A 22190-nucleotide genomic window follows, 5' to 3' on the forward strand; every position below is an offset into this window, starting at 1 on the left:
ATTGACTCCTTAAAACTGTTTCAGCGCATGCCATGCGGCAGGAAGATCGCTGCGCATCTGCTGATAGGTCGGGAAAAGCTGGTTATAACGTTGCATCAGTGGTGGCGCGGGCGCTTCAGGCGCATCGAGTAACGGCATCACCCAGGTTTTGACACAACTTTCCATTGAGGGATAAGCACCGATCGCCACCGCCGCCATCATCGCGGCGCCCGCTGCGCCAGCTTCATCACGCTGGCTGATGCGCACTGGCGCACCAATGCAGGCGGAAAGAATCTGGCGTAACGGTTCGGAGCGCACCGCGCCGCCGGTTAAGCGAATTTCGCCCGGCAGGCTGCCCATCGCCTGGTAACAATCGCGCGCCGCCATGCCGATGCCTTCAATCACCGCACGCACCAAATCACCGAAGTTGTGGGTGTAACTCAGGCCGGTAAAACTGGCGCGCGCTTCGGCATTAACAAACGGGCCACGCTCACCGGCGATGGAGATATACGGGTGGTAGAGCAAAGTGCCGGGCTTGGCGGCGTTGAGCCAGCGGTCGATATGACCGACCAAACGCGCATGATCGACTTCGCAACCAAAGCTGTTGAGCAGATCGCTGGCGAGATTGAGCAGCCAATCGAGGTTGAGCGTTGAAGCCATGTTGGTTTGCACTTGCGTGACGTAACCGGGCCACGGCAAGGGAATCACGTATCCGGTTTGCGCCGGATTGAGCCACACATCGTCAATGGTCACGCTACGCAAATGCACGCCAGTGGAACCGACAATCGAGCAGGCGGTATTGGCTTCGCCGGTATGCACGCCTGCACCCAATGCGGTCATCGCCATATCAACGTAGCCGAGACAAATCGGTGTTCCGGCACGTAAACCGGTGGCCTGCGCCGCCTCAGCGGTGAGCGGATGGGTCGTGGTGGTGCCATCAATGATTTCTGGCAACAGATGACGATGTTGTTCCAGACCTAACGCGGCGATCACCTCATCGTCATAACGTTGATGGCGGAAGTTGCCAAAGGTAAAGCTGGCTTCCGAAGGATCGGTGGCGCGAATGCCGGTGAGATTGAGGTAGAGCCAATCTTTGCAATGCAGCGCCACTTCGCTGTTTTGCAACAATTCAGGGAAGAAGTGCTGCATGTGCGCCAGCTGCGATCCTTGCTGGCAGGTATTCAGCCCGGTGCCGGTGGCGTTGAAACGCTGTGCTGCCAGCGGATGTTGATTGAGTTTTTCCACTGTCGGCGCGGCTCGTGCATCCAGCCAAATCCATGCATCACCCACCGGCTGATTGTTGGCACCGACCAACCAGCTGCCATCACCTTGTGCGGTGACCGCTACCGCCACCACGCGTGACGCCAGATTATCGACACGTTCACCCAGCTTGCGGATAGCAGTGACCGCATCTTGCCAGGTTTGCGTCATCGATTGCTGCGCGGCGCCGCCTTCGCTGCGGTAATAACTGTTGCGCACCGATGCGCATGCCAGCTGCGTGCCTTCCAGATCAAACGCCACCGCTTTCACCACCGAGGTGCCAGAATCCAGACCCAGAATGATATCGCCACCGTCCACATACACCTCCGAGAAAAGAAGAGTCCATTCACCACCGCGCATCGTGTTAACGAGCTGTGATGATTTTGCTAAATAATGTCTTACACCACTTCTCATTGAGATAACATATCTCGTGTATTATTTTTCGATAAAACGAATAAATTTCATTTCAGATGGCGAGGTTGATCACGAAAACTACGTAATAGCTATTCGTTTTGAAATGAGGGATCACGTGAAAAAGGCTTATTTGGCGGGGCTTAATCGGTTTGTGATGGCTGTAACACTAATAAAGCGATCCAGATCGCTGTCCTGAAAAAATTGCGCTACAGCTGTTGACAATTTAGTCACATCAGCACAATCCTCATCACACAAGTTATCACATTTATAACATTATCGATGCGATTATCGCAGTTGATACCGTGAGAGGTCACCTTATGTCCGATGTCTCGATACTTGCACAGCAAATCTCCCGGAAGCGGGTCAAACGCTACGCCGTGATTGGCGTCGTGGTTGTCGCGGTGATTGCCGCGATGGCGCTGGATACCAAAGTGGTGAAAATCGGCTCGGCTGATGATGCACAAGAGCAGGGTTTCTCACCCGACAGCTATGGTCAGAAAACTTTCCCAACCATTCAGCAAGATGTGGCGGCACGCGCCGTGGACGCCAAAACGCTGGCCGACGCGCTACAAGCGAATCAAGCCGATGCGGTGAAGAAATATGGCGTCGGCTCGCCGCTGCCGGTGTTTGCCGTGAAGTTAGAAGGCGTGGTGCAAACCGGGCAAATGGGCATCTTCCCGCTGAAAGTGGAGGGCATGCCAGAAGGTACCCAAGTGCGTTTGCAAACGGGCCCGGCGATTACCGGCACCGATTTGCGTGATGCTAACGGCAAGATTCAGTTTGGTGATTTTACTAACCAAATTGAGTACCAGAACGCCGGTTCCGCTATCAATCGCGCCATGAAAACTACGGTACTCGACAAGCTGGATCGTGAAGCGCTGCCGGGCAAAACCGTAGAGGTCGTCGGCGTGTTCCGCTTGCTAAATCCGAAAAACTGGATGGTGACGCCGGTTAGCGTGGAGGTGAAATGAAACCGTTTAACGTTAATCCCGCCTTGCTGAAAGGCGAAGTGATTCTGCAAGCGCGCAACATCAGCAAAGTTTACGGCTCAACCCATGCGCTGAAAGGCGTCAATTTCGAAATCCGTCGTGGCGAGGTGACCACGCTGTTTGGTGAAAACGGTGCCGGTAAATCGACGCTGATGAAGATTTTGTCGGGCGTAGTGACGCCAACCACCGGCGAGATTTTGCTGCACGGTGAGGAGAAAGTGTTCCGTTCCGCTACCGAAGCGCGCGATTGCGGTATCTCAATTATTCATCAGGAGTTGAATCTGGCGCCCAACATGAACGTGCGCGACAACATCTTTATGGGCCGCGAAATCATGAAGCCGGGCGGCGTGGATTATGCCGAAGAGGCGCGCGTGACGGCACATCTGATGGCGGCGCTGGAAGAGGAGATCGACCCGCTGACGCCGGTTGAGAATCTGCGTTTGGGTCAGCAACAGATTGTTGAAATTGCGCGCGCGCTGTCAGTGAATTCGCAGATCCTGATTATGGATGAACCCACCTCAGCGCTGAGCGCGGCGGAAGTGGCGGTGCTGTTCCAGGTTATCCGTGATTTAACCAGCCAGGGCGTGGCGATTGTTTATATCTCGCATCATCTGGAAGAGGCGCTGGAAATCACCGATCGCGCGGTAGTACTGCGTGACGGCGTGATGACCGCCTATGCCAAACGCGATGAGATCGACCTCGAATGGATCGTGCGCAACATGGTGGGCGATCACTTTGATCTTGGATCGCCACCACAAGGTTACGACTTCGGTCAAGCCGCGTTAACAGTGAAAGATCTGACGCTGAAAAGTAAAACCGGCATTCGGCTGGTGGATAACTTATCGCTGGCGGTGCAGGCCGGCGAGATCGTGTGTATTTACGGCCTGATGGGCGCCGGACGCACCGAATTGCTGGAGTGCATCGCCGGACGTTTACGGCAAAGCAGTGGGCAGATTCTGCTGCAAGACACCGAAATCTCCTCCTTAACCATTTCCCAACGCATTCAGATTGGCCTGGCGTTAGTGCCGGAAGATCGTCAGCGCGACGGCTTGGTGCAAACCATGTCGGTGGGTGAAAACCTATCGCTTGCCAGCATCGGTGAATTTGTGCGCGGCATGGTGTTGTCACGCAGCCGCGAGAAAAAACTCATCACCGACAGTATTCGCAATGTCACGGTGAAAACCGCCGGTGGCGAAGCAGCGATTGGATCGCTTTCGGGCGGCAATCAGCAAAAAGTGGTGATCGGCAAAATGCTCGCCACGCGGCCTAAAGTGATTCTGCTGGATGAGCCGAGCCGTGGCATCGATATCGGCGCTAAAGCGGAGGTGTTTCGCCTGCTGGCAGAGAGCGCCAAAAAGGGGCTGGCGGTGGTGTATACCACCTCGGAAGTGGGTGAATGTCTGAGCATTGCGCATCGTATTGTGGTGATGAGCAAAGGGCGCATTTCGGCCATCTTCGATGCCAACGTGAGTAAAGAACGCATTATGGCCGCTTCAGGCGAGTCTCTGGTGGCATGACATGAAAAACGGAGCAAAACAGATGACTGACAGAACCCAAACGCTGGATTCAGCGCCAACGGTGGCGAAGAAGAAGGGCGATAAGCAGCTGAATGTGGCGCGTTTGCTGCTGGAAGGGCGCGCATTTATCGCGCTGCTGGTGATTATCGCCACGTTTTCCTTGTTGTCACCTAACTACTTTACCGGCGCCAACTTCCTCACCATGGCGTCACACGTGGCGATCTTTGGTTTACCGGCGATTGGCATGCTGCTGGTGATCCTGAATGGCGGCATCGATTTGTCCGTCGGTTCCACTCTCGGCCTGGCGGGCGTGATGGCGGGATTTATGATGCAGGGCATCAGCCTCGACGCATTGGGCGTGGTGCTGTATCTGCCGGTGTGGGCGGTGGCAATTCTGACGCTGGTGGTCGGTGCGCTGGTGGGCTTAGTGAATGGCGTGTTGATTGCCTGGTTCCGCGTGCCAGCGTTCGTCGCCACACTCGGCACCATGTATGTGGCGCGTGGTATCGCGCTGCTGATCACCAATGGTCTGACCTATAACAAACTGTCGGGCAGCGAAACCCTGGGCAACACCGGTTTTGACTGGCTCGGCTTCAATCGCATCTTCAACATCCCGGTCGGCGTGCTGGTATTGGGCGTGGTGGCGCTGGCCTGTGGTTTCCTGCTGAGCCGTTCGGCGTTTGGTCGCTGGCTGTATGCCTCCGGCGGTAACGAACGTGCCGCCGATCTTTCTGGCGTGCCGGTCAAACGCATCAAAATCAGCGTGTATGTGTTATCTGGCATCTGTGCCGCATTGGCGGGATTGGTGCTGTCATCACAGCTGACCTCAGCTGGCCCGACGGCGGGCACCACCTACGAACTGACCGCGATTGCGGCGGTAGTGATTGGTGGCGCAGCCTTAACCGGCGGACGCGGCAACGTACGCGGTACGCTGCTGGGCGCATTTGTAATCGGTTTTCTCTCTGATGGCTTGGTGATTATCGGCGTCTCTGCTTACTGGCAGACGGTGTTCACTGGCGCCGTGATCGTGCTGGCGGTATTGCTCAACACCTTGCAATACGGACGGCGCGCTCGCTAACTCACGTGCGCGGTTTTGGCCGCGCACGGATATCCGTAAAACCTGTACCCCAATAATAACGGAGCACCAACTATGTTCACTAAACGTCTGTTTATCGCGGCTGCGGCCATGGCCATCACCACCTTTGCAGCGCCTACCTGGGCGGACAACGGCTTGATGACCATTATCGTCAACGATCCTTCCAATCCTTACTGGTTGACGGAAGGCCAGGTGGCGCAGAAAGCGGCTGAGAAACTCGGCTACAGCGCTAAAGTCAGCGCACACAAAGGTGATACCAATACCGAAAGCCAGCTGATTGATACGGCGATCACTAACAAATCGAAGGCGATTATTCTCGATCCCGCTAACGCCGACGGTTCGGTGGGTTCGGTGAAAAAAGCCATCGCCGCCAATATTCCGGTGTTTATCATTAACGCCGAACTGAATCAGAGCGGCCTCGCCAAAGCGCAGCTGGTTTCCAACAACGCGCAGGGCGCAGCAGTCGGTGCGATGGAGTGGGTGAAGCAGGTTGGTGATACCGCCAACTATGTTGAGCTGGTCGGCCCACCGTCGGATAACAACGCGGCGACCCGCGCCAACGGTTTTGACACCGTGCTGACGCAGTATCCCACGCTGAAAAAAGTCGGCCAGGAAGTGGCAAACTGGGATCGCACCCAAGGCTTCAACAAAATGCAGTCGCTGTTGCAGGCCAATCCCAACATTAAAGGCGTGATCAGCGGCAACGATGAAATGGCGTTAGGCGCAATTGCAGCGCTGAAAGAAGCGGGCAAACTGAATCAGATCAAAGTAGGCGGTTTTGATGGTTCACCGGATGCGGTAGATGCGGTGAAAGCCGGTACGCTGGCGTATACCGTGATGCAGCCGGTGGCACAGTTCGCACAGAAAGCGGTGGAGCAGGCGGATAGCTTCCTGAAAACCGGCAAAACCGGCGCGTCTTCGGAGAAGCAACTGTTTGACTGTATTCTGATCACCAAAGAGAACGCCGGTGATTTCGTTTCACCGTTCGTGTTGAAGCAGTAAGGTAACCCGGTCGCCATGAATGGCGACCCTACCTAGCATGACGTAATCCGTAGGGTCGCCATTTTTGGCGACCTCAAGCATTTGCCAAAAACACATTTAAACGCTGTAATGAGTGCCGAACCGCTTCCCGCTTCACTTTCCCGGATGAAATATGGCGCACAACCCGCAGGACTCTTCTTTAGGCGTATTCATGGCCGAAACCTTACCCAGCGACAGTCGCCAGGCGCGCCAATTGGCACGACGCCAGTTAATCGCCGAAGCGGTGATGGCAGAAGGTGCGATTCGCATCGAAGATATCACCGATCGTTTCGGTATCAGCCTGATGACTGCGCACCGTGACATTGATGAAATGGTTGAACGCGGTTTGCTGCATAAATCACGTGGCGTAGTCTCTGCCACGCCAACCAGTTTGGTGGAATCCAGCGATATCTATCGCGCCACGCGCCAATTGGAAGAGAAGCAGGCGATAGTGGAAGTGGCGGCAACCTATCTCGAACCCGGCCAGGCGATTTTCCTCGATGATTCCACTACCGTATTGCAGATGGCGCGCTTATTATCGGCGCGCGCGCCGCTGACGGTGATCACCAATTCCCTGACGTTAATGAACGAGTTGCGCAATGGCCGCGATATCACCTTGATGGGATTAGGCGGCCAGTTCTATCACTGGTGCAACGCCTTTATGGGCCGCATGACGCGCGAAGAGATTGCCAGCCTGCGCGCCGATGTGTTTTTCGTGAGTATGTCAGCGATTATTGATGATGCGGTGTTTCACCAATCAGCCGAAACGGTTGAAACCAAACGCGCCATGTTTGATGCCGCGCAGAAACGCATTCTGATGATGGATAACACCAAATTTGAACGCCGCGCGCTGCATCGCTTCGCCCATTTGAGTGAATTTGATGTGGTGATTGTCAATCAGGGCACGCCGGTACCGATTCTGCGCCGCATGCAGGATTTAGGCGTGAATGTGGTAGTGGCGCCGATGAAAACCACCAATCATCATTTATCGTAGGGTCGCCATTTATGGTGACCAGGAATGATTAACTGATATGTATGACTAAACAAGAACTCCAGTCACCATAAATGGCGACCTTACAGGATTTGTACGACCAATCTTTACATTAATTTAATTATATTCCCGCCTCTTTGATTTTTTTAGTTTCTTTAACACTTTCATCGCGTTATTCGGGAATTTTCTGCTTATGAAATTCTCTCAGTGCTCTACGTTTATTATTCGGCCCTGGTTCAGAATAATGAGGTATCTGATGCTGATTAAACTAAAACGTACGCGTACGCACGATGAGGACCGAAATCTGGCAATGTGGTTGGCGACGGCCGCTGGCGTGCTCAATGCTATCGCGTTGGGTGCTTTTGGCTTTTTCCCCTCGCATATGTCCGGCAACACCTCGCAATTATCCAGTGAAGTTTCCAATGTTAATTTCCGCGACATTACCTTTCTGGCGACGATTCTTTTTGCCTTTGTTTGTGGTGCGGTGACGGCAAGAATGGTGGTGATCAGCGGATTAGCCAATGGTAATCGCATTATTTTCTGTCAGATATTATGGGTTGAAGGATTAGCGTTAATTGCTTTAGCGCTGTTCGAAATTTTCTTTTATTCACCCAACAATAATCGCGAAGTGATCGTGATTCTGGGTTTCCTGATGGGCGTGCATAATTCCACCTCAACGCAATTATCCAACGGTCGGGTACGTTCCACGCATATCACTGGTACGTTAACTGACGCCGGTATTTCGCTGGCGTCGGTGTTAGCCGCCATCTTCCGTCGCGATCCGTCAAAGAATGTCGCGGGGCAGCGTCACCAATTGTGGACGCATCTGACGACGATTGCTTCTTTCCTTATTGGCGGGATTGTCGGGTTGATGATGTTCAAACATCTGGGTTTTAAAGCGATGGCGTTGGTGGGGGCAATTCTGGTGATTGTGTCGATGCTGGCGATGTTTAGAACCGTAATGCGGGTTAAACGTGTGGCCGGAAGTGCGGTTGTGGGGGATCGCTAGTAATTAAACACGCGATAGCGGCGGCTTTTTAGCCGCTTTATTGCTACCAGCAGCAAATAGGAATTTTTACCTTCCGCGATGTAGGAAAACACCTTAAATTCACGCCGACGAGCAGTGCCAGTCACAACAGATTGGGTATTTTAACAACAATCAAAAATTAACGTTTTGCATGCCATTAATTCATGGCAGTGAGGTTTTGTATGCTTTTAAAACGCAGCTGTAATATCGCCATTGTCGTGTTGGTTATGTTTTCTGTCACCGCTTGTGGCATGTCGCATCGTGGCAGAAATACTGCGATTGGTGCCGGTGTCGGTGCCGTTGGCGGCGCAGTGTTAACCGGCGGTAGCACCTTTGGCACCTTGGGTGGCGCGGCCATTGGTGGTTTGATTGGACACGAAGTCAGCCGCTGATCACTATATTATGATTCGCTGCTGGGATTATTAGCAGCGAATCATCCCGCTTTATTTCTGCCAATTTAATAATAACGCCTCAAGCAATTTCTTTAATGCCAGCGTTGCTGCATGTTCTGAATTTCTTCGCATCAATAACACGCCAGTACGCTCAGCAAATGCTGGCGTTATTTTCAATGCGACAAGATGGCTATCAGGCCGAATTAAACTATCTGGCATCAATGCCGCCACCGACGCGTGTTGAATAAACTGTAGAATAACGCCGATGGTATTGGTTTCAGCCACAATGTTCGCTGAAATAGCCAATTTACGCAATTGCGCATCAATTTGCGTGCGCGTGGAAAAACCATTATCCAGTAAAATCAGTGGCTGGTCGCCAAGTTCATCCAGGCTTATTTCCTTGCGGTGCGACAATGCATGAGTTTTATTAACCATCAACGACAACGATTCCTGGATTAATGGCGTAGCGCTGATTTCGTCGGCATATTCGCACGCATAACCCAGCCCGGCATCCAGTTCATCGGCCAATAGCTGATGCGCGATTTGTTCCTGCGTCGCTTCATTAATGGTTAATTTGATACCGGGATAGTGCTGCCAAAAGGCCGCCAATAAAGGGCCAATTAACCATGGCGTATACGTTGGCGTTACGCCTAAGCGCAGATTTCCCCGTGATAAATCCGCCACATTATGTAATGCGCGTTTACCAGCATCCAACTGTTGCAATGCCAGGCTGGCGTGCTGTTGATAAATGCGGCCAGCTTCGGTAAGCCGAATAGTACGACCGCTGCGATCAAACAACTGCACATCCAAATATTGTTCCAATAATTTTATCTGCTGCGAAAGCGCCGGTTGCGACACATACAACGCTTCGGCTGCGCGTGTGAAACTGCCGTGTTCGGCAACGGCGAGAAAATAGTGGATATAGCGCAGTATCATTACATGACCTATAAGCTGAAATTATAGGATCGATAATAATTGAGACTTTTACCTTATCAAGGCTGAATTGTAGGCTTTAGACATCGACTTAACGTGATGGAAAAGGAGCAACAATGAATTTTGTAAAACGTACCATCAGCTTAGCGATGAAGAATGTAGAGGAGGGTGGACGCCCGTTTGCCACGGTGATTGTGCGAGATAATGAGATCATCGCTGAAAGTCCGAATCAAGTGGCGCAGACCAACGACCCAACCGCGCACGCAGAAATTCTCGCGGTGCGTGAAGCCTGCCGCAAATTGGGTACGGAGAATCTGAGCGACTGCGATATCTACATCCTGGCCAGTCCATGCCCGATGTGCCTCGGCGCACTTTATTATTGCAGTCCGCGTAAGGTTGTTTACATCACTACACGCGAAGAGTACGTGCCGTTTTATCGCGATGATCGCAAATACTTCGAACTTGAGACGTTTTATGCTGAGTTTGCTAAACCGATCAATGAGCGAAGATTGCCGATGGAGCATCAAGCCGATCCAGCAGCGATTGAGGTTTATAAACGCTGGAAAGAATTGAACTAAAGCTGCACGCAAAAGCCGGAGTGGACTCCGGCTTAATTAGATTAAATGTACTGAAAAGGATTACTGACAAAGAGACGGCAACGCGGGCATTTGAATGTAGCCAGAGGCAGAGATCTGAATTAAGCCATTAAAACTTAGGTCTATCCATATTGATAATGTCACCCTGATTGCCCGCTTTTAAATAGTAGCTTGAAGATAAGTAGTCACACAATAAAATTATGAACAAATGGATACCTTTTCAAAGCTATTAATCGTTTGACTAGCATTTTTAAGTCTGATTTGGAATTGGATTTTTATATTTTTAAAGAGCCATGTAGTCTACTATGGCTCTTTTATTAACAAACCCTGTGTAACTTACAATGTTAATTCAGGAATGGTATGATAGTTTCTATTGAAATAAATCAGTCCCGCTGTGCTTGTACCAATGCGCATTTTCTTAATTCTCGCGAACAATACACTGTGAGTGCCACTCGTATTCACCTCACTGATTTCACAATCGAAATTAACAAGTGCCTCATCCAGGGCAGGTGAGCCGGTGTGAAGAGTTGACCAGCGGTGAGAACCAAACCTGTCTTCCATTGACAATGATTTATTTGCAAATGTAGCAGATAAACCTTGATGTGAAGAAGAAAGTATATTTACGCATAACACCCCACTAGAAATGAAAAAGTCATGCGACCATGCATTACGGTTAATGCAGACCAATAACGTCGGTGGTGTGTCGGTTACACTGCAAACTGCGGAAACGGTCATGCCATAGTGATTATTTTCATGAGTTGTTGTAACGATAGAAACAGCACTGCCAAGCATTGACATGCCATTACGGAAATCATTTGTGTCGATCATTTTATCTTGCCAGTTTAAATGTGGTGATGGATATTAATTATATTAAATGTAAAGTTTATCTCGCATGTCTACTCTAAATGCCGATGTAAAGGAGGAGCGTATTTTTGTGCATATAGAGTAGTTACAGATATCCTGGCGCTGGCTGTTGCCCACATAACATAGTACCCGCATTTATATAAGTCAATTCACCCATGAACGCGTGCTGCGTTATTACCATCGTGTCATTAACGCATCTGGCCACAGGATGATTTTTTAATACACCGGACATACCTAATAGTAATTGCATATTACGGCAAATTTTAGCGGCTTCATGAGCAGCGTTTGTGCTGGAAAGACGCAACATACTTATCTGGTCATCATGTAACGCTTCGCCATTTGAAATGCAAGACCATACATTCCTCAAGGATTCATAAAAATAAGAACGCAATGCCTGAAAGCTTGCCTCGGCTTTCGCAATTTCAACTTTTGCTGTAGGTTTCTGAGCAGTAGCAGGAGCGCCAGTGACAGACATTGTCTGGTCTGAAACTTTTCGGACTTCATTAATTGCACGTCGCGCGACACCAATCGCAACAACAGAAAGCACCTGAGTAGCAAATGAGAGAGAAGGGTATTTGAACAGCGTTTCTTCAAGGTTGGGATTGCCCCCTCTGATGAAAGTCCATTCATCTGGAACGAAAACATCATTCACAACCAAATCATGGCTGCCGGTGCCCATCAAGCCCACGGTGTTCCAGGTCTGGTCAATGGTAACTTCTGATCTTGGCAGAACTGCCACTCTTGGGAGTTGTTTTATGCCTGCAGTTTCAGGCTGAATACCCACTCCAATGACATCTGCCCCCATGCAGCCGCTTGAGTATCGCCAGCGCCCACTAAGTTTTAGGCCATTATCAATCAGGGTTGCTGGCTGGGTAGGGAAAATCCCGCCAGCAAAAATGATATCAGCCCCTTTATCCGTACTGTACAGAGTTTCAAGTGTCTGCACGGGCAGTGCTGACAGATAAAATGGGCTCATACCAAAACTTGCTACCCACCCGGCAGATCCATCAGCCTCTGCCAGACATTCAATGAGCTGGCAAAAATCAAACGGCGTTGATTCCTTCCCGCCAAACCGCTTAGGTACCAAAGCGCGATAAACCCCAGCGGTTCTTAAGCGTTCAATAACGTCCTGAGAAATATGTTTACGATCATCAAATTCACCCAGTAATGCGCGTTCTTTGATATCTGTTAGCAGTAACTTAAAGTCAGATTCAGTCAAATCAAGGATGCCAGATTCAATGACTGAAGATGTTAAATCTCTCACTTTTACACCCCTCCGATGCGTGCCAAAAGTTGTGGTCACCTATTGAAATCATAAGATTAACTCACATGTTTACAAGGTAATTACTTTACAAATCGGCGACAAGAATCAATATGAAGAGTTTCTAAGTCAACAGGAAGTTGGAATAACTGTGATTATATCTTTGTAAACATTTCAATCCAAAAGAGGTTAAAAAGGCTATTATTGAATATTTTATATGCAATTGTATTAAATAAATTGCTGCCAAAATAACATTAAGGATATCGAAATAAAGCCATGTTTTTATTGAATTTAACTTGGTTTTTGTGGGTGTGTTGTTAGTTATTTTTATTTGAAATGCGATTAAATTAGAATTTAAAAGATAGATTTGAATGAAAATTAATCAGCTTGTGATCAAAAAGGATTTTTAAAAGCTGCAAGGAATTTCATTTTCTGATGATGAGAATTGACCAAGATGACAGGTTATGAGACAGCGAAAAGGATCTCATTTTCTCGGTCATTATGATTATATTTGTTGAATTTTATTAACGGATGCTTTACCTGTTCATACGCGCTAAACGCTCATGCAGGAAGTCTATGAACGTTCGTACTTTCTCTGGTACATGACGTGTATTTGGATAAAGCGCGTAAATCCCTTGTCGAGGAAATTGATGATCTGGCAGCAATTGCGTTAATCCCCCTTTAGCGACCTCATCCTGCACCAGCCACGCTGGCAAAATTGCTACACCAGCACCCGCTAAAGCGAAAGCCAGCAACGACGACGCACTGTCAGCCATAATCATGGCAGGATGGTGTGCGCTGAGAAGAACATTTTCACCCGTTGGGGTTGTCACCTGCCAACTTAATGGCGTCGATAAACGGCTATGCGCAATCCATTTTGCAGACGCGAGTTGTGCAAGGTCCTGGATTGGCTGTTCACCCAGAGTGTTTAAATACCCGGGAGCCGCTACTGCCAGGATTTCAAATTGATCGATGAGGCGGGCGTGATGATTCGAATCGGCAAGATGCCCAAGTCGGATAGCAACATCAAAGCGTCCAGCAATCAGGTCGTCATTTTTTGACGATGATACGTGCTGAATTCGTAACTGGGGATGTTTAGACGCAAAGGCGGTCAGTGCCGGCACGACCACGCGAGCACCATATTCCGGGGTTGTGGTGATTCTGAGAGACCCGCTTAATCCCGAGTGATCGCTTCTGACATCTTCCAGAACGCTTTCCGCATCCTGAAGAAGCTGGAGGCAGCGATGGTAAAATCTTTCTCCAGTATCCGTCGTTGAAACTCGTCGGGTACTGCGGATGAGTAGCGAGACCCCCAGCTCTTCTTCGAGATGTTTAATATTAAAACTCACCACTGCTTTGGTTAATCCAAGCGTCTGTGCTGCACCGGTAAAACTGCCCGCTTCCACCACTGCGACGAAGATTCCCAGCCGTTGCATATTGATCATCGTTGACACCTTCCTCAATGCTTACTGTCAAAATTATTTTGACAGTGTAACAACGGAAAGTGAATTTATCCCGATTATCTATGACCCTATACTGCGCGCCTCATGCTGTCTTTCCCGGGGAAAAAATGACTTATCGTGTGCGCGTTGCCAGTGTGTATCTGCTGGGGTTCTTTATCGATTTGGTGAACATGTTTATCGCTAACGTTGCCTATCCGGAGATTGGCCGACGTTTTGATGCACCGGTTAGCCAGCTGGCATGGGTAAGTAATGGCTACATCCTGGGCCTGACGTTGGTCATACCGTTAAGTAGCTGGCTGGCACGCCGCATGGGTGCTAAACGCCTGTTCATGCTATCCCTGCTTATTTTCATTGTTGGCACCTGCGGTGTCAGTGCATCAGCATCGGTTTCACAGCTCATCGCATGGCGCTGGATGCAGGGCATCGGTGGTGGGTTATTGATCCCCATCGGCCAGACCATGACCTATGCGTTGTATAAGAGCAATGAACGCGCGAAGTTATCGTCAGTCGTAATGTTGGTTGCATTACTTGCGCCTGCATTGTCGCCAGCTATCGGTGGCGTGTTGGTAGAAAGTCTCAGCTGGCGCTGGGTATTTATTGTCAGCCTGCCACTGGCGATAGTCGCATTTGTACTTGCGGGTTGCTGGCTCAAAGCTGACCGCCCGGCGCAGTCATCGGACCCATTGGATATCGTGGGTTTAATCAGCGGTTGCGCAGCACTCACGCTGATCCTTCTGGGACTGACCTATCTGGGCGAGGCCGGCAGACTTAACCTGGGCGCGTTGATGCTGTTCATTGGTGTCGTTGCTCTGGCCGGCTATATATGGAATGCGCTCAAAAAAGACCATCCGCTGATTAATCTGCATCTGGTCAAGGATCCACTTTTACAAACTGCCATGCTGATTTATCAGTTTATACCGGGCGTTTTCACCGGCGTCAGTATGATCACCATGCTTTACCTGCAAAACCAACTGGATATGCATGCAAGCTTTGTTGGTGCGCTCATGCTGCCATGGTCACTGGCTTCCTTTGCCGCCATAAGTTTGACGGGCAAGAAATTCAATCTCTGGGGGCCACGCCCGCTCTTTCTAACCGGGGGCCTGGTTCAGGCCATTGGCATTGGTATGCTGGCGCTGACTGGTCAGTCAGCGGATGCCATTATTTGTGTGTTGGCTTTCGCATTCATGGGATTTGGTGGCAGCTTGTGCAGCAGCACCGCTCAAAGCTCTGCTTTTATTCAAATCGCCGATCGTGAACTGGCCGATGCCAGTGCGCTGTGGAATATCAATCGCCAGCTGAGTTTTTGTCTCGGTGTGACGCTGGTCAGCCTCCTGTTTAACCTGATTGCTAATACAGGCATGCCCACAACACAGTCTTATCACCTTTGCTTTGTGTTAGCGGCATGCAGCGCTGTCATTCCAGTCCTGTGCTGTTTCCGCATTGCCAATGAGAAAGTGATCTTTACGCTTAATAAGGAGCAAAAATGAATCGTTATTTTAAGGAAGTCCTGGACGCCCATGTATTGATCCGAAGCTGGTTGGGTAATAAAGATGCAAATATTGAGATTTGTGAAAATCTTTTAGCGCGCTTCAGCCCTGAATACTCCATGGTTACACCCAGCGGCGCTTTGCTGGACTTCACAACATTAAACTCATTTTTCCGCACTCAGCGTGGAGCACGTCCGGGTTTAGAGATTGATATTAACGATATGCAGGTTATCGCTGAGAGTGAAAAGGGGGCAACGGTGGTTTATAAAGAGCTGCAGCTGCTTCCTGAGCAAAATCCCACACTGCGTTTTTCAACTGTGGTGTTCGAACTAAACCAAGATGGTGAGGTGATTTGGCGCCATCTGCACGAGACTTCGTTGCCTCAGCCATAACTTCGTCTGTCGTCGTTAACTCTATGTGTGAGAGGTTGTCCTCTCACGCAAATAAGAATGAATAAACGGCACGTGTCAATAATTGAAGGTATCTATCGGGTATTAAAGTTGTTTCTTTTCAGGTTGAGTAAACCGCATTCATTTTCACCAAAACAAAATGAATGCGTATAACAGCAATCAACATATCCTTTGAATTACTCCATTATTCACGTGTCCTGAACATCCTATTACTAATGCATTATGTGCATCATGCTGGACTAAAAATGACTACTGAAGCGGGCTGTGTCAGCCAGGAACATGCGTTTCCCTTCATTGATACGCTTTTTGATTATGGAACCTTTCTTGCTAATGCGAAAGCAAAGGGCGGCATTGGGCATTTTCAGAATGTTTGTCATGAACGCATTGCGATTGTGGGTGCAGGTTTAAGCGGTATGGTCGCAGCACGTGAGCTTCTTAACGCTGGCGTTAAAAATGTCACGCTCTTTGAAGCAAATCCCACCCGGAGTGGCGGGCGTCTGCTTAGCCTGCGTTTTGATGCCAGCATGCCTGAATACATTGCGGAGATGGGGGCAATGCGTTTTCCTCCAAGCGAGGTAGGCTTATTTCATTATTTAAATGAGTTCAATATTGATACAGCCTCTGTCTTTCCCGATCCGGGTATTGTTGATACCGAAATTCATTTTCAAGGAGAGGCGCACGAGTGGTTAGCAGGAATGACGCCTCCGGCGCTATTTTCACGCGTTGACCGAGGGTGGAGATGCTTTTTGCAGGAAGGCGTCACTGTTGATGGAAAGCAACTTCAGGCGCCGGTCTCGATTACGCAGGCCTTGAAAGAAGGGCGGCTTGCCGACGCTAAGGAGGCCTGGCAACAGTATCTCGACGTCTTTGGCGATAATTGTTTTTACTCTGCTCTCGTCAAAATCTTTACCTGTGCTAACCCGCCGGGTGGTGAGGTATGGCATAAGCCTGATGACTTCGCGTTATTCGGCTCGCTTGGCATCGGATCGGGTGGTTTTCAACCGGTTTACCGGGCGGCATTTATTGAAATTATGCGGCTGGTAGTTAACGGTCTGGAAGATGATCAACGATTGGTGCCCGCAGGTATTGAAACCCTAACGGATAGAATGGGCCGTGAAGCGTTACATGGACGCACTCTTGCTGGTCGCATTATCCATCAAAAAGTTGAAGATATTACCCAACAAGACCATGGCAAGTACGTTGTGATAACCGCCACCGGTGAATCTTACACTTTTGATCGAGTGATAGTGACGACGTCTACACGCGCAATGCAAGTAAACCTGAATTTGTCCCGACAGAACTCGCTATTACCTAATGAAGTCTGCAGGGCAGTCAATGAAACTCACCTCATTGGTTCATCAAAGCTCTTTCTGTTAACTCGGGAGAAGTTTTGGCTGAAAGAGAAGCTGCCGCACACCATTCTGACAGACACGCTGGCCCGGGGTGTTTACTGCCTGGACTATCAGCCCGGCAACCCGGAAGGTCACGGTGTCGTATTGATCAGTTACACATGGGAGGATGATTCCCACAAGCTGGTTACGTTTCAGGATAAACGTGAAAGGCTTGAACGACTGGTCAAAGAGTTGCAAATTTCAGCTCCAGAATTCGCTAAGCATCTGCATCCTATGGACAACGATCCGAAATATATTCTTGAGTATGACTGGTTGACGGATCCACTCGCAATGGGCGCCTTTAAGCTCAACTATCCGGGTGATGATCGTTACTCTGAATCCCTCTTTTATCAATTTCAGTCAGCGACAAATCCTGATCTTGATAAGGGAATCTACCTTGCCGGATGCAGTTGCTCATTTACCGGTGGTTGGGCAGAAGGTGCGGTACAAACTGGCATCAATGCCGCTTGCGCTGTCATCTACAGTCTTGGGGGCAGGCTCCTGGACAATAATCCTCTGCAGAACATGCACCGTCATTATCATTACTGAGCCCTATGCGACATGGAAAAGAGAACGCTACTTTCATTAAAGGATGAGCAGCCATTAAACATGACTGATGATGGGTTAGAGGCTAATCACCGTTTGCGATTAGAAAAATATAACGCAAGCAAAAGCATCAACGCATTTATTGCATTTGATGGATCTTCGCTGTTTGCAGACGTAAATCCAGCGTCTGAGGCTAGTCTGCCTCTATTTGGTTTACCGTTTTCTTGCAAAGACAACATCAATGCCAAAGGTTTCGCCACAACGGCAGGAACGCCAGGGTTGATGAATTTTTACCCGTCCAAAGATGCACCGATTATTGCAAGGCTCAAGGCACTCGGTGCTGTGTTATGCGGTAAAAACAATATGCATGAACTCTCCTTTGGTGTGACATCACGCAATGGCCTATGGGGAAGCGTGGAAAATCCGGTGCACCCCGGCCGTATTGCTGGTGGGAGTAGTGGGGGGAGTGCCGCTGCGGTGGCAGCCGGTGTCAGCGCTTTTTCACTTGGAACTGACACTGGCGGCTCAGTTCGTATACCTGCCGCCTTGTGTGGACTCGCCGGATTCCGGCCAAGCACCGGACGTTATCCCTGCGAGGGAATTGTGCCGGTATCAAGAACCAAAGACACGCCCGGATTTATTGCCGCGAGTGTGAGCGATTTGGCTTTGCTCGACTCCGCAGTGATGGATGAAGCCTCCATCACACCTCGTCTGCCATTAAGAATAGGACTTCCGACCGAGTTTATGTGGCGTGAGCTTGATAAGAGCGTCCAGACAACCTGCATGGATACAATAAGTCGGCTTGGGCGCGCGGGCGTTGAATTCATAAAGTTTGATGACAGTCTGTTAGGCGAATTGAACGCAAAGATTCAGTTCCCGGTGCCATTTTATGAATTTTTCATCGACTTCCCGCGGTTTTTACTGGAACACAGCATCGCGACAGATTTTGATTCGATTCTGAGCCAAATTTCCGATCCAGCTGTCTTTGAAATTCTCCAGAAGCAGATCACGCAAAATCATGTGACCTGGAATGACTACATAACAGGCTTAAAATCGGTAGAGCGGTTGCGTGCTTGCTGGTATCAGATATTTAACGATTTAGCGCTGGATGCGATCATGTACCCCACGGTGAGTTGTGAAGTGCCGCGCGTTGAAGATGCCGATAATCCTGAAGTGTTTCATAAACTCATTCGAAACACTGATATTGTCAGCAGCGTGGGTGGTCCCAGCCTGACGATCCCAATTGCTGATAAAGGGGAGATGTCTGTTGGATTGTCGTTGGATGGGTTGCCAAACGCTGACCGCAAAATCATTAGCCATGCCCTTGCCATCGAAGCTATCCTTCAGCGCTAATTTTTTTTCAGGAAACCAAAATGACAGATGTGGCCATTTTGAAGCGTTCTCCTTCGGTATTCTGGGGCGCGACCATCATTTGCGGAACAGTGGTTGGTGCAGGGATGTTCACTTTGCCCGTCGTAATGGCGGGTGCGTGGTTTGGCTGGTCATTACTGATTTTGGCTTTCAGTTGGGGTTGTATGCTGATTAGCGGCCTGATGTTCCATCGCGTAAGCCAGCATTATCCCCTGGAAGCAGGATATGACAAGATTACCCGTGATGTTTTAGGAACTGGCTGGGCAGAACTGAACGGGGTAAGCCTTATTTTCGTGTTAGGTATTTTGACCTATGCCTATATCTCAGCGATCGGCCCTGTTTATCAACACTCACTATCTGACTTAACAGGCACAGCTATTTCGTCCTCCGAGGCCAAAATTCTTTTGAGTGTTGCTGTTGCTGCAATTGTCTGGTTGGGTACGAGTAGTATTGGTCGAATTATGTCGGTTCTGCTTATCGCGAAAATTGTACTGTTGCTTTCGTTATTTGGCGGATTGTTTACCACCGTAAAAATTGATTATCTGTTAGACAGTCAAAGCCCTGTAGGCCATTACTGGCCCTATATGCTCGGTGTGGTACCATTTTGTCTCGCGTCATTTGGCTATCATGGGAACATTTCCGGGTTGATTAGCTATTATGAAGGCGATCATCGTCGTGTTAAAAAATGCCTATGCATTGGTACGATCATGGCACTTGTTATCTATCTTTTTTGGATAACCTGCACGATGGGCAATCTACCTCGCTCTGCATTTCCGGAGATAGCAAGAAAGGGAGGAGACATTGCTGCACTCATGCAGGCTTTCAACCTGCACAGTTCAACTCATAATCTCTCTCTACTCTTCTCCACGTTCTCACATTTTGCAGTGATCTGCTCATTTGTTGGCGTAACGGCGGGTCTTGTGGATTACATCAGCGATCGCTTGAGTATCCCAACGACCAGGACTGGCCGTCTCAAAGCTACATGCATCACTTTCCTCCCACCATTAGGCTTATCTTTGCTTTTCCCAAATGGGTTTGTTGCAGCCATTGGCTATGCTGGGTTAATCGCAACGATATGGGCCGTTATCGTTCCGGGTATGCTTCATCAGAAAATGAGAGCTCGCCTCGCAGATGAATATAACAGCGGTAAATGGAGTAGGGTGCAGTTACTCATGATCACTGCTTTCGCAGTTATTAATATGCTGTCATGGATTCTCAATGAATTTCATTTGCTACCGGTATTTGGTGGTGAACTCTAAAGCAGGCCCTTTACTTATGGGCTAATGATAAAAACCGGCATTAGCTCCGTTTTCATTTAACTCCAGCATCGCTGGCGTCTCAACGGAGACAGCGATCCCGTGACGCTCCTGGAGCTTTTCTGCGGCAAGTGTGGGCCCGAAACCGACGTAATTTTCACGTAGCAGCGTCAGTATCTGGCATCGCAGCGCATCATTAATCCGGTGAGTGACGGGTTTACCGCGGCGGCAGCACCGGATTCGCGATAGCGGTTCATGAGCCGCTGAACCTGACGTTCAGTGAGCTGCAACTGTGAAGCCGCCGCATCACGGCGGCGCAGACGTTTTTCGATAACAGCCTGAATGACGGGAAGACGGTGAAGTTTTTTGTTCGACATGGTCACCAGAATCAGCAGAGATCTCCCAGAAAAGGTGGCAAACGCGCCGCATCTGGATGACATTATGAACTAGCTAAAAAGTGACATTATCAAATTGGATTCTCAATATATGTTGAGGCTGTTTTTAAATGTCCGCTCTCCAGCTAAATTAAAATGTCCGTCAGGTCTTGCCAAATATCTCCTTGCTATGAACCTGCAAGTCAGCAAGCGCTTCAAGCAAGTCATTTTCATTCAGTGCCCGTTGGGGCTTCTTGGCTGGATCCTTTTTGCGTGTCCTGTGCGTTGTCGGTACTGACAGCGATCGCGTGTTGTCTTGTTTATCCTGCATCAGCTTAGCTGCAGCCAGGGCATGTCCCAGCCGTTTGTTTTCTACAATTGCTCCCTGGTCAACCTCAGCCAGCCGATCATAGGCAGAGCAGGGAAGTGCAGCATTGTTTCCCCAGAGTTTAATTCTGCCATCGGGATAGTGGTACACCTCAATGTATTTCCCCATTACGCGCCGACTTTTTTCATTATCTTCAAGCAGATAAAGAGTTTTATCATACTGAACTGTAAGTGATTTTGAGACCCTGCGAGGTTCCCGCCACGTAAATATCTGTTCCAGATTATCACCAGCATCAAGCGGCCGGTGAACGTCAAAATCGTGCCTTGGTGCCTTCGCAAACCGCCGGTTGTAGTCTGCCATGAACTCAGCGGCAAAGGCGTTGGCGGCTTCCGGCGTGCTGATTTTGCGCAGCCTCAGCTCCTTGACCAACCGATCCTGAAGCGTCAGATGTGCACGTTCCACGCGACCCTTGGCAGAACTGGTGTTGGCGCAGATGCCCGTGATGTTGAGCTCGTTCATCGCACGCCCGAACTGCGTCTGGCCGTCACCGCCAACCGCATTTTTGTTGTTAATGCGAAACACGCTGGCCTTGTCGCTGTAGAATGCCAGCGGTTTACCGTGCTGCTCCAGATAGCCGCGGGTGGCGTCAAAATAGGTGAACGTGGACTCAGATTTTACGAAGTGGAGCTGCATCAGGCGGCTGGTTGCGTCGTCAACGTAGACCAGCAGCGTGCAGGCGGGGCCGCGATCCTCAAACCAGCGATGATCGCAGCCGTCAATCTGTATAAGTTCGCCAACGCAGGCGCGACGATACCGTGGCTGCTGGATCCTCGGCGCACGCATTTTCCGCGGGATCCAAAGTCCCGCTCGAACCATCAGCTGACGCACGGTCTCTTTGGCCAGCACAACGTCATGGAGCTCGGCCAGCTTCTCGCAGGCAAGCGTGGGACCAAAGTCGGCATAGTTATCGCGGATGATGCCCAGAGCAAGTTCAGCAAGGCCCGGCAGAAGCTGGCGATTACCACGCAATCCGCGACGGCGGTTCGCCAGAGCCAGCGGCCCGGACTCGCGATAACGTGCTAACAGACGCCGACAGTGGCGATCTATAGGCGTCAGCGTTCCGGTTCTGTACAAGTGGAAGAAAGACTTAATCGACGATGAGGCTTATCAATCCATGCGTAAACATAAATCAGGTTCTCCGGACAAAAACCAGGATGCACTGCAT

At 49.8% G+C, this 22190-nt stretch carries 18 protein-coding genes and 3 pseudogenes; 14 read left to right on the forward strand and 7 right to left on the reverse strand.

Annotation, left to right across the window (positions count from 1 at the left end):
• Window positions 1–9: 9 nt before the first annotated feature.
• The gene (locus ACPUC7_RS23285; RefSeq protein WP_494924729.1) at window positions 10–1557 is read right to left on the reverse strand and encodes an FGGY-family carbohydrate kinase; all 1548 of its coding nucleotides are present in this window, start codon (window positions 1555–1557) and stop codon (window positions 10–12) included.
• A 413-nt stretch (window positions 1558–1970) separates the two neighbouring features.
• On the opposite strand from ACPUC7_RS23285, the gene ACPUC7_RS23290 reads away from it, so the two are divergent.
• The 7 genes from ACPUC7_RS23290 to ACPUC7_RS23320 all read left to right on the forward strand — a co-directional run bounded on the left by ACPUC7_RS23290 (window position 1971) and on the right by ACPUC7_RS23320 (window position 8685).
• Window positions 1971–2624, forward strand: a complete 654-nt coding sequence (locus ACPUC7_RS23290; RefSeq protein ID WP_494924730.1) for a DUF2291 domain-containing protein — start codon at window positions 1971–1973, stop codon at window positions 2622–2624.
• The gene (locus ACPUC7_RS23295; protein ID WP_343552038.1) at window positions 2621–4159 is read left to right on the forward strand and encodes a sugar ABC transporter ATP-binding protein; all 1539 of its coding nucleotides are present in this window, start codon (window positions 2621–2623) and stop codon (window positions 4157–4159) included. Before ACPUC7_RS23290 ends, ACPUC7_RS23295 begins: the two co-directional genes overlap by 4 nt.
• 22 nt (window positions 4160–4181) lie before the next feature.
• Window positions 4182–5237 carry an ABC transporter permease gene (locus tag ACPUC7_RS23300; protein WP_494924731.1) on the forward strand — a complete coding sequence of 352 codons (1056 nt, stop codon included), beginning with the start codon at window positions 4182–4184 and terminating at the stop codon, window positions 5235–5237.
• Between the two features lie 72 nt (window positions 5238–5309).
• Window positions 5310–6257, forward strand: a complete 948-nt coding sequence (locus tag ACPUC7_RS23305; RefSeq protein ID WP_343552040.1) for a D-ribose ABC transporter substrate-binding protein — start codon at window positions 5310–5312, stop codon at window positions 6255–6257.
• A gap of 151 nt (window positions 6258–6408) precedes the next feature.
• A complete protein-coding gene (locus ACPUC7_RS23310; protein ID WP_494924732.1) occupies window positions 6409–7269 on the forward strand; it encodes a DeoR/GlpR family DNA-binding transcription regulator in 861 nt (286 codons plus the stop codon).
• A gap of 253 nt (window positions 7270–7522) precedes the next feature.
• Window positions 7523–8275, forward strand: a complete 753-nt coding sequence (locus ACPUC7_RS23315) for a YoaK family protein (protein WP_494924733.1) — start codon at window positions 7523–7525, stop codon at window positions 8273–8275.
• A 200-nt stretch (window positions 8276–8475) separates the two neighbouring features.
• Window positions 8476–8685: a YMGG-like glycine zipper-containing protein gene (locus tag ACPUC7_RS23320; RefSeq protein ID WP_061718879.1), complete on the forward strand. Its 210-nt coding sequence runs from the start codon at window positions 8476–8478 to the stop codon at window positions 8683–8685.
• Window positions 8686–8736: 51 nt separating this feature from the next.
• On the opposite strand, the gene cynR is transcribed toward ACPUC7_RS23320, so the two are convergent.
• Entirely contained in the window at window positions 8737–9621 is an 885-nt protein-coding gene (gene cynR, locus ACPUC7_RS23325) for a transcriptional regulator CynR (RefSeq protein WP_494924734.1), read from the reverse strand.
• A 113-nt stretch (window positions 9622–9734) separates the two neighbouring features.
• Between cynR and ACPUC7_RS23330 the strand changes: the two genes are divergently transcribed.
• Window positions 9735–10196, forward strand: coding sequence for a nucleoside deaminase (locus ACPUC7_RS23330; RefSeq protein ID WP_494924735.1), 462 nt, complete (start codon window positions 9735–9737; stop codon window positions 10194–10196).
• A 354-nt stretch (window positions 10197–10550) separates the two neighbouring features.
• Here ACPUC7_RS23330 and ACPUC7_RS23335 read toward each other — a convergent pair whose 3' ends face one another.
• The 3 genes from ACPUC7_RS23335 to ACPUC7_RS23345 form a co-directional block, all read right to left on the reverse strand.
• Entirely contained in the window at window positions 10551–11042 is a 492-nt protein-coding gene (locus tag ACPUC7_RS23335; protein ID WP_494924736.1) for a flavin reductase, read from the reverse strand.
• A gap of 121 nt (window positions 11043–11163) precedes the next feature.
• The gene (locus tag ACPUC7_RS23340) at window positions 11164–12342 is read right to left on the reverse strand and encodes an acyl-CoA dehydrogenase family protein (RefSeq protein ID WP_494924737.1); all 1179 of its coding nucleotides are present in this window, start codon (window positions 12340–12342) and stop codon (window positions 11164–11166) included.
• 533 nt (window positions 12343–12875) lie between these two features.
• Window positions 12876–13784, reverse strand: coding sequence for a LysR family transcriptional regulator (locus tag ACPUC7_RS23345; protein WP_494924738.1), 909 nt, complete (start codon window positions 13782–13784; stop codon window positions 12876–12878).
• A 125-nt stretch (window positions 13785–13909) separates the two neighbouring features.
• On the opposite strand from ACPUC7_RS23345, the gene ACPUC7_RS23350 reads away from it, so the two are divergent.
• The 5 genes from ACPUC7_RS23350 (at window position 13910) to ACPUC7_RS23370 (ending at window position 20266) form a co-directional block, all read left to right on the forward strand.
• Window positions 13910–15289 (forward strand): MFS transporter, encoded by a 1380-nt coding sequence (locus ACPUC7_RS23350; protein WP_494924739.1) that lies wholly within the window; start codon window positions 13910–13912, stop codon window positions 15287–15289.
• Window positions 15286–15681: a DUF4440 domain-containing protein gene (locus ACPUC7_RS23355; RefSeq protein ID WP_494924740.1), complete on the forward strand. Its 396-nt coding sequence runs from the start codon at window positions 15286–15288 to the stop codon at window positions 15679–15681. The genes ACPUC7_RS23350 and ACPUC7_RS23355 overlap by 4 nt, the downstream gene beginning before the upstream one ends.
• Window positions 15682–15944: 263 nt before the next feature.
• Entirely contained in the window at window positions 15945–17639 is a 1695-nt protein-coding gene (locus ACPUC7_RS23360) for an NAD(P)/FAD-dependent oxidoreductase (protein WP_494924741.1), read from the forward strand.
• A 12-nt stretch (window positions 17640–17651) separates the two neighbouring features.
• On the forward strand, window positions 17652–18989 hold the full coding sequence (locus ACPUC7_RS23365; protein WP_494924742.1) for an amidase family protein: 1338 nt from the start codon (window positions 17652–17654) through the stop codon (window positions 18987–18989).
• A 20-nt stretch (window positions 18990–19009) separates the two neighbouring features.
• A complete protein-coding gene (locus tag ACPUC7_RS23370; RefSeq protein ID WP_494924743.1) occupies window positions 19010–20266 on the forward strand; it encodes an aromatic amino acid transporter in 1257 nt (418 codons plus the stop codon).
• A 75-nt stretch (window positions 20267–20341) separates the two neighbouring features.
• On the opposite strand, the pseudogene ACPUC7_RS23375 reads toward ACPUC7_RS23370, so the two are convergent.
• A pseudogene (locus ACPUC7_RS23375) lies at window positions 20342–20640 on the reverse strand (ISNCY family transposase); the annotation flags it as partial.
• A 160-nt stretch (window positions 20641–20800) separates the two neighbouring features.
• A pseudogene (locus tag ACPUC7_RS23380) lies at window positions 20801–22069 on the reverse strand (ISNCY family transposase); the annotation flags it as partial.
• Between ACPUC7_RS23380 and ACPUC7_RS23385 the strand changes: the two are divergent.
• Window positions 22062–22190: pseudogene (locus tag ACPUC7_RS23385) on the forward strand (transposase); the annotation flags it as partial. The pseudogenes ACPUC7_RS23380 and ACPUC7_RS23385 sit on opposite strands and share 8 nt — an antisense overlap.

Source organism: Pantoea sp. CFCC18179, assembly GCF_059412405.1.

Excerpts from the sequence above, each read along its gene's own strand:
- ACPUC7_RS23290 (WP_494924730.1), top strand. The coding sequence starts at position 1,971 with ATGTCCGATGTCTCGATACTTGCACAGCAAATCTCCCGGAAGCGGGTC.
- ACPUC7_RS23295 (WP_343552038.1), top strand. The coding sequence starts at position 2,621 with ATGAAACCGTTTAACGTTAATCCCGCCTTGCTGAAAGGCGAAGTGATT.
- ACPUC7_RS23300 (WP_494924731.1), top strand. The coding sequence starts at position 4,182 with ATGACTGACAGAACCCAAACGCTGGATTCAGCGCCAACGGTGGCGAAG.
- ACPUC7_RS23305 (WP_343552040.1), top strand. The coding sequence starts at position 5,310 with ATGTTCACTAAACGTCTGTTTATCGCGGCTGCGGCCATGGCCATCACC.
- ACPUC7_RS23310 (WP_494924732.1), top strand. The coding sequence starts at position 6,409 with ATGGCGCACAACCCGCAGGACTCTTCTTTAGGCGTATTCATGGCCGAA.
- ACPUC7_RS23315 (WP_494924733.1), top strand. The coding sequence starts at position 7,523 with ATGCTGATTAAACTAAAACGTACGCGTACGCACGATGAGGACCGAAAT.
- ACPUC7_RS23320 (WP_061718879.1), top strand. The coding sequence starts at position 8,476 with ATGCTTTTAAAACGCAGCTGTAATATCGCCATTGTCGTGTTGGTTATG.
- cynR (WP_494924734.1), bottom strand. The coding sequence starts at position 9,621 with ATGATACTGCGCTATATCCACTATTTTCTCGCCGTTGCCGAACACGGC.
- ACPUC7_RS23330 (WP_494924735.1), top strand. The coding sequence starts at position 9,735 with ATGAATTTTGTAAAACGTACCATCAGCTTAGCGATGAAGAATGTAGAG.
- ACPUC7_RS23335 (WP_494924736.1), bottom strand. The coding sequence starts at position 11,042 with ATGATCGACACAAATGATTTCCGTAATGGCATGTCAATGCTTGGCAGT.
- ACPUC7_RS23345 (WP_494924738.1), bottom strand. The coding sequence starts at position 13,784 with ATGATCAATATGCAACGGCTGGGAATCTTCGTCGCAGTGGTGGAAGCG.
- ACPUC7_RS23350 (WP_494924739.1), top strand. The coding sequence starts at position 13,910 with ATGACTTATCGTGTGCGCGTTGCCAGTGTGTATCTGCTGGGGTTCTTT.
- ACPUC7_RS23355 (WP_494924740.1), top strand. The coding sequence starts at position 15,286 with ATGAATCGTTATTTTAAGGAAGTCCTGGACGCCCATGTATTGATCCGA.
- ACPUC7_RS23360 (WP_494924741.1), top strand. The coding sequence starts at position 15,945 with ATGACTACTGAAGCGGGCTGTGTCAGCCAGGAACATGCGTTTCCCTTC.
- ACPUC7_RS23365 (WP_494924742.1), top strand. The coding sequence starts at position 17,652 with ATGGAAAAGAGAACGCTACTTTCATTAAAGGATGAGCAGCCATTAAAC.
- ACPUC7_RS23370 (WP_494924743.1), top strand. The coding sequence starts at position 19,010 with ATGACAGATGTGGCCATTTTGAAGCGTTCTCCTTCGGTATTCTGGGGC.